This window comes from Pseudomonas sp. FYR_7, from assembly GCF_043106155.1.
GTDB classification, from domain to species: Bacteria; Pseudomonadota; Gammaproteobacteria; order Pseudomonadales; family Pseudomonadaceae; genus Aquipseudomonas; species Aquipseudomonas parafulva_B.
Map to the genome: position 1 here is coordinate 220,768 of NZ_JBICMI010000053.1, position 12,924 is coordinate 233,691.

Sequence of the window (12,924 nt, forward strand, 5' to 3'; positions counted from 1 at the left end):
CGCACTGCTAAAGCGCTTGCTGTGCGCTGGTATTCTGACCGGGTCAGGCGCATGCTCGTCGCTGAACCGTTTCACTGTGCTAGACCCTTCTCGGCCATTGTGAGGTGCAGTTTCATGGAATCCTTGCTCGACAACCTTTATCCCAACGCCGCCGACGTTCCTCAAGCGTGGCAACTGGGTGCTCCGCTTGAACAACGTGACTACCTTGTGGGCGGTGAACTGCGCCATTGGGACGGACCGTTGGCCACAGTCCGTAGCCCCGTTTGGCTCAAGGACAACGGCCAGGAGCAACAAGTGGTGCTGGGCCACGCTCCGCTGCTCGACGCCGACACGGCCATGACCGCACTGGACGCTGCAGTTCAAGCCTATGACAAGGGGCGCGGAGCATGGCCGAACATGCGGGTAGCAGAGCGCATTGGCCATGTGGAAGCGTTCCTGGCGCGCATGCGCGAGCAGCGTCAGGCCGTGGTCAAGCTACTGATGTGGGAAATCGGCAAGAACCTTGCGGATTCGGAAAAGGAATTCGACCGCACCTGCGACTACATCAATGAAACCATCAGTGCCCTCAAGGACTTGGACAGACGCTCCAGCCGCTTCGAGCTCGTGCAGGGCACCCTGGGTCAGATACGCCGCGCGCCTTTGGGCGTGGCGCTGTGCATGGGTCCGTACAACTACCCACTCAACGAAACCTTCACCACCCTGATTCCGGCCTTGATCATGGGCAACACCGTGGTGTTCAAGCCCGCCAAGTTTGGTGTGCTGCTGATCCGCCCGCTGCTCGAAGCCTTCCGCGACAGCTTCCCGCCTGGTGTCATCAATGTCATCTACGGCAAGGGCCGCGAGACCGTCAGCGCAGTGATGGCCAGCGGCAAGGTAGACGTCTTCGCCTTCATCGGCACCCACAAGGCTGCCAGCGATCTCAAGAAGCTGCACCCACGGCCCCATCGGCTGCGCGCGGCACTAGGCCTGGACGCTAAGAACCCCGGCATCGTGTTGCCCCAGGTCGATCTGGACAACGCCGTCGAGCAGGCCCTGACCGGCGCGTTGTCGTTCAACGGCCAGCGTTGCACGGCGCTCAAGATTCTGTTCGTCCATGAAGATGTGGTCGAGGCATTTCTCGACAAGTTCACGCGCAAGCTCGCCACACTCAAGCCGGGCATGCCTTGGGAGCCTGGCGTCGCCCTGACACCGCTGCCTGAACCCGGCAAGATCGATTACCTGGACGGCCTGGTGCACGATGCGACTGACAAGGGAGCACGGGTGGTCAACGAACACGGGGGGCGCAGCCGGGGTTCGTTCTTCTATCCAGCCCTGCTGTATCCGGTGTCGGCGCAGATGCGCGTGTACCAGGAAGAACAGTTCGGGCCGGTTGTGCCGATCGTCCCTTACCGCGATCTGCAGACGGTCATCGACTACGTTCTGGACTCGGACTATGGCCAGCAGCTGAGCCTGTTCGGCAACGATCCTGCCACCGTCGGCAGCCTGATCGACATCTTCGCCAATCAGGTCGGTCGCATCAACATCAATACCCAATGCCAGCGAGGCCCGGACACCTATCCGTTCAATGGCCGCAAGAACAGCGCCGAGGGTACTCTTTCGGTGCACGATGCCTTGAGGGTCTTTTCCATACGCACCCTGGTGGCAACGCGCTTTGAGGACGACAACAAGGCCTTGTTCAGTGACATCATCCGCAATCGGCGGTCGAGTTTCCTGACCACCGACTACATCTTCTGACGGTTGAAAGCGGCACCGCTTTGCTGGAAGCTTGAAGCTCATAGCACGGAGCCGCTCAATGCGTATCATCGACAAGACCGCCGCCCAGGTGCGCAGCCTGACGCCCGCCGAAGACGCGCTGCTGGTGGACTTTGCCACCGGCGGCTTGACCGGGCCCCGCCTGCTGCAGGCCAACCAGATGCTGATGAAGGTGCGCAACGCTAACCAGTGGCTGGCCTGCGATTGCCGCACCGATGCCCTGCCTGTGCTCAATGTCACCCTCAATGGCAACACCGGTACGTTGTTTCTCAAGAACAACCCTGGCACGGCCGAACATGCCCCAGGCTGCCCCTTTACCAAGGATGAACAGGAAGCGGCCGAGCGTGCACAGGCACCTGTCCAGCCGGTGGCCTGGCTGCCCCCCGATACGCCGCTGCGGCTGATCGGCGATTTTCGCACGGGCGCAAGCACAAGCACTAACGGGCCAGGTGAGCGCCGCGAACAACAGCGGTTGCTGGCCTTGTTGCTGACGTGGATCGAGACCAGCGGCCTGAACCTTTACGCCACGCATTTGAAGCAGGACCTGACCGGGCAATTCGCTCAACTGCGTGCTGTGGCCAGTCGCTATCCGCTGGTGGAACGGGTACCGGCCAGCAACTACCTGGAAACGCGCCTGGACATGAAGCACATGATGATGCTCAAGGCGCGTCTGCGTGAGGCCACGATCTTTGGCAATCACCGGCGTCATGGGCTACTGCTCGACTGCATCGACCAGATCAAGGGCCGCAAGGTCTTTCACTACCGAAGCGAAGACGGTTTCGATTTCCAGGGCCACCATCTGTACTGGGGTGGTCAGCGCACCTGCGGCCCGCTGCTGACGCTGGCACTCTATTCACCTACGACTCCCGGCAGTCACTTCTTTGAGCTAATCCACGTGGCCAGCGTACCGGTGCTATCGCGGGGCCATCTGTTTCCGGTCTATCGCGATGAAGAACGCGAACCGCTCAAGGCATTGGTATCGCTGGTGGACTGGATGGCCAGCAAGGGCGTCAAGGTGCAGATGCGCCGTCCGGTGGTTGGCGGGCAGCTCATGGATGAACTGGTGATGACGTCCGACCAAGACCGTGTTCTGTCCATATCGCTGCTTGAACAACCCATCGGGCCCGAGCCGGATACCGAGAACTTCAAACGGTATGCCGACTTCAAGAGCCCTGAAACCTTCCGCAAGTTCGTGGCCGGTTTCTTCATGCGCGAGCGATGAACCGCCGCCTCAGCCGAGGAACAGCCGATAAGCCGGGTTATCCGTTTCGTCCCAGTAGCGATAATCCATCTGGTCGAGCGCCACGAATAACCCGGCACGCTCATCGGCAAGCACTTGCAGCGCAGCGAACACCCGCGCATGGGCTGCACCGTGATTGCGGTAATGGAACAGGCTGATGTTCCAGCGCTGGCCCAGGCGCTCCAGAAACGCCAGCAGTGCCCCGGGGCGCTCTGGAAACTCGAAACGCAGCACCTGCTCGTGACTGCCAGGCGCCAAAGGCCCACCCACGGTGTGGCGCACGTGCAGCTTGGCCAGTTCATTGTCAGTCAGGTCCACAACGTCATAGCCTTGTGCTTTTAAACCGCTCAACAGCTGATCGCGCGGGTCCTGCACGGGGTGCGTTTGCACTCCAACAAACAGACGCGCAGGTTTGCCCGGCTGGCAGCGGTAGTTGAATTCCGTGACTTGGCGCTTGCCCAATGCTTGGCAGAACGCCCGGAAGCTACCGGGCTGATCAGGGATGGTCACCGCAATCACCGCTTCGCGTTGTTCACCCAGTTCGGCGCGCTCTGCCACATGCCTCAACCGATCGAAGTTGATGTTGGCCCCGGAATCGATAGCCACCAGTGTCTGCCCGCCAATACCCTCACGGTCCACGTACTGCTTCATGCCGGCAACTGCCAGAGCGCCCGACGGCTCGGTGATCGAGCGGGTGTCATCGTAGATGTCCTTGATCGCGGCACACAGCGCGTCGCTGCTGACCGTTAGTACCTCGTCCACAGAATGCTGGCATAGCTCGAAGCAGTGGGCGCCCACCTGGGCCACGGCCACCCCATCGGCGAAGGTGCCCACATGCGGGAGCACCACCCGCTCGCCAGCTTGCAGGGCGGCCTGCAGGCAGTTGGCATCTTCCGGTTCTACCCCGATCACCTTGACTTCGGGGCGCAGGTATTTGATATAGGCTGCGATTCCGGCAATCAAGCCACCCCCGCCAACCGGCACGAAAACGGCATGCAGCGGCCCAGGGCACTGCCGAAGAATCTCCATGCCGATCGTGCCTTGACCCGCGATCACATCCGGGTCATCGAAAGGTGGCACGAATGTGGCTCCTTCCAGGTCGGCCAGCTTCAAGGCATGGGCCAGGGCATGGGGGAAGCTGTCACCGTGCAGCACCACCCGTCCCCCGCGGGTGCGCACGCCCTGTACTTTGAGCGAAGGCGTCGTGGACGGCATGACGATCGTGGCCGTCATGCCCAGGTGCGCGGCGGCCATGGCCACGCCCTGAGCATGATTGCCCGCCGAAGCGGTCACTACGCCGGCCTGACGCTGGCGGGTTGTCAACCTCGATAGTCGCGTGTACGCCCCACGGATCTTGAACGAGAATGTGGGTTGCAGGTCTTCGCGTTTGAGCAGTACCCGATTACCCAGCCTGTCGGACAACCCTGCGGCCTCTTGCAGCGGCGTTTCGATGGCCAGGTCATAGACGGGCGCGGCCAAGATACGCCGAACCTGCTCGGACAGCAGTTGCTGAGGGGTGATTGCTCGCGGGGCGGAACACAGGTTGGACATCGTCGACTCCTTGGCCGGTTAACGGTGCCCAGGAGTCAGATGAAAAAAACCCGCCTCCAGGGCGGGTTCGGTGCATGCTCGCGCTAGCCCGCCAATCCAATGATGGCGGTAATAATGCTGGCGAAGGCAGGCTGATAGCGGTTCATGCGCCGAACGTTAGCCCGAGGGCTGGCCGCACGTCAACACTTGGCCTGCTGCGCCGACAACGGCACGTCAAAAACCTTGTCGAAGCCCCACTGGAACACGAAGGCGTAGACGAAGAAGAAGACGAACAGGGCCAGATTGGTCAAAAGCGCTGCCAGCAGGCTGACTTGCAGCCAATAAGCCACCAACGGCAGCAGGATTACCACCAGGCCACCTTCGAAGCCAAGCGCATGCAGCAAGCGGCGCAATAGTGTGCGCTTGCGCTGAGGCTGGCGCGCCTCCCAGCGCTCGAACACCCAGTTGTAGAGCATGTTCCAGCTCATGGCGACGCCTGACATCAGTACCGACAGCACGGTGGACTGCGCCATCCCCGCCCCGAACGCCAGTTCCAGGGCGGGAGCGACGCACGCCACGGCGATGGCCTCGTAGAGAATGGCCTGGACGATCTTGCGGGCCTTGCCTTGCATGTTCAGCTCCCTGAATGACGACCCGACACGCTACAAGATCCCGCCGGTTAAAAGAAGAGGCTTACTACCAGGCATCAGGCATCAGGTCACCTTCCCGGCGGGCAAGCGAATACGGAACTGCGCTCCGCCCAATGGGGACTGGGCAACCGTCAAGGTCCCGCCCTGCCCCTCAATGGCCCGCCTGCTGATCGCCAACCCCAAGCCGAATCCACCCGTGCTGCGGTCACGGCTGCGGTCCAGGCGATAGAACGGCTGGAAGATTCGCTCACGCTCCTCGACGGGGATGCCGATGCCGTCATCTTCTACCGTCAGCAGGCATGCCCCGTCGGGCTCCAGGCGCAAGCGCAGCACCAGGCGCTGCTCGCAGTAGCGCATGGCATTGCGCACCAGGTTCTGCACTGCTCGGGCCGTCAGGCGCGGATCGAGCACGAAGCGTGGCAACTCGGCGTCGGCATGCACCTCCCACTGGATGCCACGCCCGTCCAACTCCTCGGCAAAGCTGCCTAGCACGCTGTCCACCAGCTCGAGCAACGACACCTCCACCCGCTCGCGCGCCTGGTCGGCATTGTACAAACGGCTGTAGGACAACAACTCCAACACCAGTTCGTCCAGCTCTCGCACATGCCCGACCAGCTCCAGCAAACGCTTGCGGCTGGCCGGCGGCACTTCGTCAAATAGCAGCACCAAACCGAAATCCAGGCGCGTCAGAGGCGTGCGCAGCTCGTGGGACACGGCATTGAGCAACTCGCGCTGCTGATTGACATGGCGTTCAAGGTCGCTTGCCATGGTGTCGAACACCCTGGCCAGTTCGCCAATGTTCGAATGCGCCGAGATATGCGTGCGTTCGGACATCTGCCCTTGGCCCAGGCGCCGGGCAGTTTCCTTCAAGCGCTCCAAGTCACGCCAGTGCGGCCATACCCAGAGCAACAGGCAACCGAGCATCGCGGCCCCGATCAACACCGTCACGCCCCAGGACAGGACGTTGATGTCCAAAGGATCGGGCGGCGAATCCAGGCGTACCAGCCAATGGCTGTCCAATGGCGCCAGCAGGGTTTCGTAGTAGCCCCATTGGGCCAGGCGCACTGCCGACTCCCCCTGTGCCAATCGTGCGCGCTCCGTTTCATCCAAGCGGGCATGGTCAATACGCAGCAGCTGTACCTGCAAGGGCGCAAAATCGTCGGCAAGCGCCTGCGCCACGACAGGCCACTGGGACTGGGGAGCCTGGTGAAACTGACGCACGATCAGCGTCTGCACACCTTTGGTCTGGCTGAGGTTGTAGGCCATGAAGCGTTCCTGAAACAGCCCCACGATGGTGTCGGGTATGAACAGCAAGGCTCCGGCATAGGCCACGATGATCAGCAGATACAGCCGCACCAGGATCTTGAACATCGCGGCTTACTCCCACTCGACACGGCTGAACAGATAGCCTTTGCCCCAGACCGTCTTGATCTTGCGTGCTTCGCCTGCGTTGTCGTCGAACTTGCGACGCAGTTTGGAAATGGCCACGTCCACCGAACGGTCAGTGCCGTTGAACTCGATGCCGCGCAGCTGTTGAAGAATGCGGTCGCGATTGAGCACCACCCCGGCATTGCGCGCCAGCACGACCAGCAGGTTGAATTCTCCGGCCGACAGGTCGACAGGCTCGCCGCGCCAGGTGACGGTGCGCTCGGCCAGGTCGATGCACAACCCACCCACCACGATCAGGTCATGGTCCAGCCTGGGTTCGTTACCGCTGCGGCGCAACAAGGTGCGCACCCGTGCCAGCAACACCCGTGGCTCGCACGGCTTGGTGACGTAGTCGTCAGCACCCATTTCCAGCCCCAGCACCTGGTCATGGCTGTCATCGCGGGCGGTGAGCATCAGGATCGGCAGGCATTGGGACTGCTGACGCAATTGGCGACACACCTGCAGGCCGTCCAGGCCTGGGAGCATCAGATCGAGAATCACCAGGTCGGGTTTGTCCCGGCGATATTCGTCCAGCACGTGGTCACCCCGGGCGATGACCCGGACCACGAATTCGTTGCGTTGCAGGTAACTGGCGATGAGCTCGGCCAGGGCGCTGTCGTCTTCGACCAGAAGTATAGTGGGCATGGGTCGCTTGGCAGGCAGATATAGGGACTTGCAGCACTGCGGCTCGGCATGGCCAGGTGAGCGCTGCGTTATAGTGGCCCAAGCTTATAGAAACATCACGGTGCACAACCCATCGTTTCACACTTTTTCACACTCCCCGTACAGCTGTTAACAGCCAATCATGACCCGGGTGCCGTAGCATAGCGCAGATCATCAGCGGAAGATCCCAATGTCCGACACATTCACTGTTACCCTGCGCCGCATGGCGCTTCTGGCGCTTCTGGCGCTTCTGGCGCTTGTAGGCTCGAGCCTGGGCGGCTGTAGCGCTAGCGACGAACCCGAACAGCAAGCCCCGGTCCCGCATGTGCGCGTCGAGACGCTGCAACTGCAACCGTTGGCCATTACCAGCGAGCTCAACGGCCGCATTCTGGCGCCGCGTACCGCTCAGGTGCGGGCTCGGGTGGCCGGCGTGGTGCTCAAACGGGTCTACCGCGAAGGTAGCGACGTCAAGCAGGGCGATGTGTTGTTCCAGATCGATCCGGCACCCTTCAAGGCCGACCTGGACAGCGCTCAGGCGGCACTGGCCAGAGCCGACGCCACCCGTTATCAGGCTCGCCTGCAAGAGCAGCGTTACCGCGAGCTGGTCAACGACAAGGCCGTCAGCGGCCAGGAATACGACAACGCCAAGGCCAGCCTGCTGCAAGCCAACGCAGCGGTGGCCGAGGCCAAGGCAGCCGTACAACGAGCCCGTCTGAACCTGGGATACGCCACCGTCACCGCCCCCATCGCTGGCCGCATTGGCCGCGCCCAGGTCACCGAAGGCGCATTGGTCGGGCAGAACGAAGCCACGCCGCTGGCGACCATCGAGCAACTGGACCCCATTCATGTCGACGTCACCCAGTCAACCCGTGAGATCACGGCGCTGCGCAAGGCCTTGCGTGCCGGCCAGCTCCAACGGGTCGACGCAGACCAGGCCAGTGTCACCTTGATCGAGGACGACGGCAGTGCCTACCCGCTGCCTGGCAAGCTGTTGTTTTCCGACATCCAGGTCGACCCTTCGACCAATCAGATCACCCTGCGCAGCGAGTTCCCCAACCCCAACCTCGACTTGCTGCCAGGCAGCTATGTGCGCGTGCGCCTGGCCCAGGCCGTGCAAGCGCAAGGCCTGAGTGTCCCGCAACGGGCGATCCTGCGTGACAGTGCAGGCGTGCCGAAGGTGCTGGTCGTGGATGCTCAGTCTCAGGTCAGCGAACGGCAGGTGGTCCTGGGCAGCGTACAGGGCGACCGCTGGGTAGTGCGCGACGGCCTGGCTGCCGGTGACCAGGTGGTGGTCGAAGGCCTGCAACATGCCAAGGCAGGCGAACGTGTGCAGATCGACACCGCGCCCCAGGCCACCTCCGTCACCCAGCACACCGGCCAGTGAGGGCTTGATCGATGCCGCAATTCTTCATTGACCGCCCTATTTTCGCTTGGGTGGTGGCGCTGTTCATCCTGCTGGCTGGCGCCCTGGCCATTCCTCAGTTGCCTGTGGCGCAGTACCCCAATGTTGCGCCACCGCAGGTAGAGATCTACGCCGTATACCCTGGCGCCTCGGCGGCAACCATGGATGAAAGCGTGGTCAGCCTGATCGAGCAGGAGCTCAACGGCGCCGACAACCTGCTGTACTTCGAGTCGCAGAGCAGCCTGGGCAGCGCCACCATCACCGCCACCTTCGAGCCGGGCACCGTGCCCGACCTGGCCCAGGTCGACGTGCAGAACCGCTTGAAAGTGGTCGAGTCGCGCCTGCCACGCCCGGTTACCCAACAAGGGTTGCAGGTGGAAAAGGTGTCCACTGGCTTCCTGCTGCTGGGCACGCTCACCTCCGAGGATGGCAAATTCGACGAGACCGCGTTGTCCGACATCCTGGCGCGCAACGTGATGAACGAGATCCGGCGCATCAAGGGGGTCGGCAAGGCGCAGCTGTATGGCTCCGAGCGCGCCATGCGCATCTGGATCGACCCGGCAAAGCTGGTCGGCCTGAACCTCACTCCCAACGACGTGGCCGAAGCCATCAGCGCCCAGAATGCGCAGGTAGCGCCCGGCAGCATCGGCGACCTGCCCAGCCCCGCTACCCAGGAGATCACCGCCAACGTGGTGGTCAAGGGCCAACTGACCACGCCAGAAGCGTTTGCCGCCATTGTACTGCGGGCCAATACCGACGGTTCGGTGGTGACCATCGGTGATGTAGCACGGGTAGAAATCGGTGCCCAGGAGTATCAGTACGGCACGCGCCTGAATGGCAAACCGGCCACCGCATTCAGCGTGCAGCTGGCCCCGGGTGCCAACGCCATGGAGACGGCCACACTGGTGCGCGCCAAGATGAAGGACCTGGCGCGCTACTTCCCGGAGGGTGTGAAGTACGACATTCCCTACGACACCTCGCCGTTCGTCAAGGTCTCCATACAGCAGGTCATCAGCACGCTGTTCGAAGCGATGGTGCTGGTGTTCGCGGTGATGTTCCTGTTCCTGCAGAACCTGCGTTATACCTTGATTCCCACACTCGTGGTGCCCGTGGCGCTGATGGGTACGTTCGGCGTGATGCTGTTACTGGGCTTCTCGGTTAACGTGCTGACCCTGTTCGGCATGGTTCTGGCCATTGGCATTCTGGTGGATGACGCCATTGTAGTGGTCGAGAACGTTGAGCGAATCATGGCTGAAGAAGGCCTGGCGCCACGGGAAGCCACACGCAAGGCCATGGGCCAGATCAGCGGGGCGATCATCGGCATCACGCTGGTGCTGGTAGCCGTGTTCCTGCCCATGGCCTTCATGAAGGGCTCGGTCGGCGTGATCTACCAGCAGTTTTCGGTGTCCATGGCAGTTTCCATTCTGTTCTCGGCCTTCCTTGCCCTGAGCCTGACGCCGGCGCTGTGCGCGACGTTGCTCAAGCCTGTGAACCAAGGCGAGCATCATCAGCGCGGCGGTTTCTTCGGCTGGTTCAATCGGCGCTTCGAGGGTATGAGCAAGGGCTATGAGGGCTGGGTGTCCCAAGCACTTCGCCGCAGCGGGATCTACCTGCTGGTGTACGCCGTGCTGCTGGGCGTGTTGGGCTACGGCTTCAGTCAGTTGCCCACTGCCTTCCTGCCCACCGAAGATCAGGGTTACACCATCACCGATATCCAACTGCCGCCAGGCGCTAGCCGCATGCGGACCGAACAAATAGCGGCTCAGATCGAAGCGCACAACGGCGGTGAAGCTGGCGTGGGCAATACCACGGTAATTCTGGGTTTCAGTTTCTCCGGCAGTGGCCAAAATGCCGCGTTGGCCTTCACGACCCTGAAGGACTGGTCCGAACGTGGCGCCGATGACAGTGCCCAGTCCATTGCCGATCGCGCGAACATGACATTCACACAGCTCAAAGACGCCATCGCCTTCGCCGTACTGCCGCCGCCGATTGACGGGCTGGGCGAGTCCACCGGCTTCGAATTCCGCCTGCAGGACCGGGGTGGGTTGGGTCATGCCCAACTCATGGCTGCACGTGACGAGCTGCTGGCCAAGGCGAGCAAGAGCCCGCTACTGACCAACGTGCGCGAGGCGTCCCTGGCCGAAAGCCCGCAAGTGGAGCTGGAGATCGACCGCCGTCAGGCCAACGCGCTGGGGGTCTCGTTCGCCGATATCGGCTCGGTGCTGGACGTAGCCGTGGGTTCGAGCTACGTCAATGACTTTCCAAACCAAGGCCGCATGCAGCGGGTGGTGGTGCAAGCTGAGGGCGATCAGCGCAGCCAGGTGGAAGACTTGCTGAAGATTCACGTGCGCAACAGCGCCGGCAAGATGGTGCCGCTTGGCGCCTTCGTACAGCCCCGATGGGTCAGCGGTCCAGTCCAGTTGACGCGTTACAACGGTTACCCAGCGGTGTCCATTTCGGGTGAGCCGGCAGCCGGACAAAGCTCCGGTCAGGCCATGGCCGAGATCGAGCGAATCGTGGCACAGTTGCCGCCCGGCGTAGGGCTGGAATGGACCGGATTGTCGCTGCAGGAAAGGCTCTCGGGCAGCCAGGCGCCGGTACTCATGACCCTGTCGCTGCTGGTGGTGTTCCTGTGCCTGGCGGCATTGTATGAAAGCTGGTCGATCCCCACAGCCGTGCTACTGGTGGTGCCCTTGGGTATTCTGGGTGCGGTCCTGGCGGTCACACTGCGCGGCATGCCCAACGACGTGTTCTTCAAGGTGGGCTTGATCACCTTGATCGGGCTTTCGGCAAAGAACGCCATCCTGATCATCGAGTTCGCCAAAAGCCTGGTGGACCAGGGCATGGAAGCCACCCAGGCTGCACTCGAGGCTGCCCGCCTGCGCCTGCGGCCCATCGTGATGACGTCTCTGGCGTTCATCCTTGGGGTGGTGCCACTGGCCATCGCCACCGGTGCCAGCTCGGCAAGCCAGCAAGCCATCGGTACGGGGGTCATTGGCGGTATGTTAAGTGCCACACTGGCGGTGGTCTTCGTACCGGTGTTCTTTGTCGTGGTGATGCGTTTGTCCGGGCGCCGACGACCACTGGAGCCTGGCCACGAGCCAGCCACGCGCGGTCACTGACTGGACAAGCGAAGCGTGAAGTGGGAGGGTTTCGGGCATTGACTGCCAGGAACCCTTTTTCATGCCTGCTACCCTGCCCCCTTGCTCTGTCCTCATGCTGGCCGGTGGCCGTGGCCAACGCATGGGTGGGCGTGACAAAGGGCTGATCGACTGGCATGGCCGTCCTCTGATTGCCCACGTTCATGCGGTGATTCGGGGGCTCAGTGATGACCTAATCGTTTCTTGCAATCGCAATAAGCAGGTGTACCAGCGGTACGCCGAGCAATGCGTGAGTGATACCGAGGCCGGCTTCCCTGGCCCACTGGCTGGCGTGCTTGCCGGGTTGGCGGTAGCGCGGCACGGATGGATGGTGGTGCTCGCATGCGATGCGCCACAGATCGATCAGATGTTAGTCAACGACCTGCGGCGCGCCGCTTTAACGGCCAACAGTGCCGCCATGGTCCGCCAAGGTGGGTATTGGCAACCGATGTTCAGCGTGTTGCCCCGCGCCATCCTGCCACTGCTTGCGCAAGCCTGGAACGCTGGGGAGCGCAGTTTGCAGAGAGCCTTGCTCGGCTCGCCCGTGGCGGCGGTTGATTGCGCTGAAGAGGATTGCCGGTTGAATAATTTCAATAGCCCGCAGTGGCTTGAGGACTGACAAGGTGGTTGTCGGGGTTTTCCCGGTACGAAGAGCAACAGTGGGCTGTGGCGCGGCCCCAGGAATTTAGCTTCGCAGCATAGATTGCCGGGGCTGTCTCGCAACCTATTGCGGCCTGTCAGGCGCCCCGGCAATGTCGCACTTAAGTGCTATATACGTCAGCAGATATCGTGAATACTGTTCCGAATATAACTATTAAGCGCAACCAGACACCTCTACTCAAAGTTAAAACAGGTTACTGTTTCTTTTTGTGCTTCTGTTGATTTTGACCTTGATCTTGATCTTCGCGACTTCAGAAGGCCGAACGTAGGTCTTGCGGAGGGAGGTGACAGGCATGGATGCCTGTCAAGCGCTGGGCCCCAGGATGGGGCCTACAGCGCGGTCCTCCCGGGAGCAAGACCGGAGTGAGGGAACCCCGAAGCGCAGCGTAGGGGCCGTATGAATGGAGCACAGCGTTTTTTGGTTACTTTTTGTCGCGTTTGACAAAAAGTGACTCGCCG

The 12,924-nt window shown here is 61.9% G+C and carries 9 protein-coding genes; 5 read left to right on the forward strand and 4 right to left on the reverse strand.

Going from position 1 to position 12,924, the window contains the following annotated elements:
• Positions 1 to 114 precede the first annotated feature (114 nt).
• Complete coding sequence (locus tag ACF8R3_RS14345; protein ID WP_392515767.1) at positions 115 to 1,734, forward strand: NADP-dependent glyceraldehyde-3-phosphate dehydrogenase; 1,620 nt, start codon at positions 115 to 117, stop codon at positions 1,732 to 1,734.
• Positions 1,735 to 1,792: 58 nt separating this feature from the next.
• The gene (locus ACF8R3_RS14350; RefSeq protein WP_058637768.1) at positions 1,793 to 2,974 is read left to right on the forward strand and encodes a hypothetical protein; all 1,182 of its coding nucleotides are present in this window, start codon (positions 1,793 to 1,795) and stop codon (positions 2,972 to 2,974) included.
• Positions 2,975 to 2,983: 9 nt separating this feature from the next.
• Here the strand turns inward: ACF8R3_RS14350 and ilvA are convergent, their stop codons facing one another.
• From ilvA to ACF8R3_RS14370, 4 genes are all read right to left on the reverse strand, one after another.
• Positions 2,984 to 4,543 carry a threonine ammonia-lyase, biosynthetic gene (gene ilvA / locus ACF8R3_RS14355; RefSeq protein WP_392515768.1) on the reverse strand — a complete coding sequence of 520 codons (1,560 nt, stop codon included), beginning with the start codon at positions 4,541 to 4,543 and terminating at the stop codon, positions 2,984 to 2,986.
• Between the two features lie 179 nt (positions 4,544 to 4,722).
• Entirely contained in the window at positions 4,723 to 5,154 is a 432-nt protein-coding gene (locus ACF8R3_RS14360) for a PACE efflux transporter (RefSeq protein ID WP_058637770.1), read from the reverse strand.
• Between the two features lie 81 nt (positions 5,155 to 5,235).
• A complete protein-coding gene (locus ACF8R3_RS14365) occupies positions 5,236 to 6,543 on the reverse strand; it encodes an ATP-binding protein (protein WP_058637771.1) in 1,308 nt (435 codons plus the stop codon).
• A gap of 6 nt (positions 6,544 to 6,549) precedes the next feature.
• Complete coding sequence (locus tag ACF8R3_RS14370) at positions 6,550 to 7,245, reverse strand: response regulator transcription factor (protein ID WP_058605030.1); 696 nt, start codon at positions 7,243 to 7,245, stop codon at positions 6,550 to 6,552.
• A gap of 208 nt (positions 7,246 to 7,453) precedes the next feature.
• Between ACF8R3_RS14370 and ACF8R3_RS14375 the strand changes: the two genes are divergently transcribed.
• The 3 genes from ACF8R3_RS14375 (at position 7,454) to mobA (ending at position 12,424) form a co-directional block, all read left to right on the forward strand.
• Positions 7,454 to 8,647: an efflux RND transporter periplasmic adaptor subunit gene (locus tag ACF8R3_RS14375; protein ID WP_392515769.1), complete on the forward strand. Its 1,194-nt coding sequence runs from the start codon at positions 7,454 to 7,456 to the stop codon at positions 8,645 to 8,647.
• Between the two features lie 11 nt (positions 8,648 to 8,658).
• Positions 8,659 to 11,787, forward strand: coding sequence for a multidrug efflux RND transporter permease subunit (locus tag ACF8R3_RS14380; RefSeq protein WP_392515770.1), 3,129 nt, complete (start codon positions 8,659 to 8,661; stop codon positions 11,785 to 11,787).
• A 61-nt stretch (positions 11,788 to 11,848) separates the two neighbouring features.
• Positions 11,849 to 12,424, forward strand: coding sequence for a molybdenum cofactor guanylyltransferase MobA (gene mobA / locus ACF8R3_RS14385; RefSeq protein WP_058637774.1), 576 nt, complete (start codon positions 11,849 to 11,851; stop codon positions 12,422 to 12,424).
• The last annotated feature ends 500 nt before the right edge of the window (positions 12,425 to 12,924 follow it).

Bases quoted from the DNA above. Each gene is read 5' to 3' on its own strand.
- mobA (WP_058637774.1), top strand. From the start codon at position 11,849: ATGCCTGCTACCCTGCCCCCTTGCTCTGTCCTCATGCTGGCCGGTGGC.
- ACF8R3_RS14345 (WP_392515767.1), top strand. From the start codon at position 115: ATGGAATCCTTGCTCGACAACCTTTATCCCAACGCCGCCGACGTTCCT.
- ACF8R3_RS14360 (WP_058637770.1), bottom strand. From the start codon at position 5,154: ATGCAAGGCAAGGCCCGCAAGATCGTCCAGGCCATTCTCTACGAGGCC.
- ACF8R3_RS14365 (WP_058637771.1), bottom strand. From the start codon at position 6,543: ATGTTCAAGATCCTGGTGCGGCTGTATCTGCTGATCATCGTGGCCTAT.
- ilvA (WP_392515768.1), bottom strand. From the start codon at position 4,543: ATGTCCAACCTGTGTTCCGCCCCGCGAGCAATCACCCCTCAGCAACTG.
- ACF8R3_RS14370 (WP_058605030.1), bottom strand. From the start codon at position 7,245: ATGCCCACTATACTTCTGGTCGAAGACGACAGCGCCCTGGCCGAGCTC.
- ACF8R3_RS14380 (WP_392515770.1), top strand. From the start codon at position 8,659: ATGCCGCAATTCTTCATTGACCGCCCTATTTTCGCTTGGGTGGTGGCG.
- ACF8R3_RS14375 (WP_392515769.1), top strand. From the start codon at position 7,454: ATGTCCGACACATTCACTGTTACCCTGCGCCGCATGGCGCTTCTGGCG.
- ACF8R3_RS14350 (WP_058637768.1), top strand. From the start codon at position 1,793: ATGCGTATCATCGACAAGACCGCCGCCCAGGTGCGCAGCCTGACGCCC.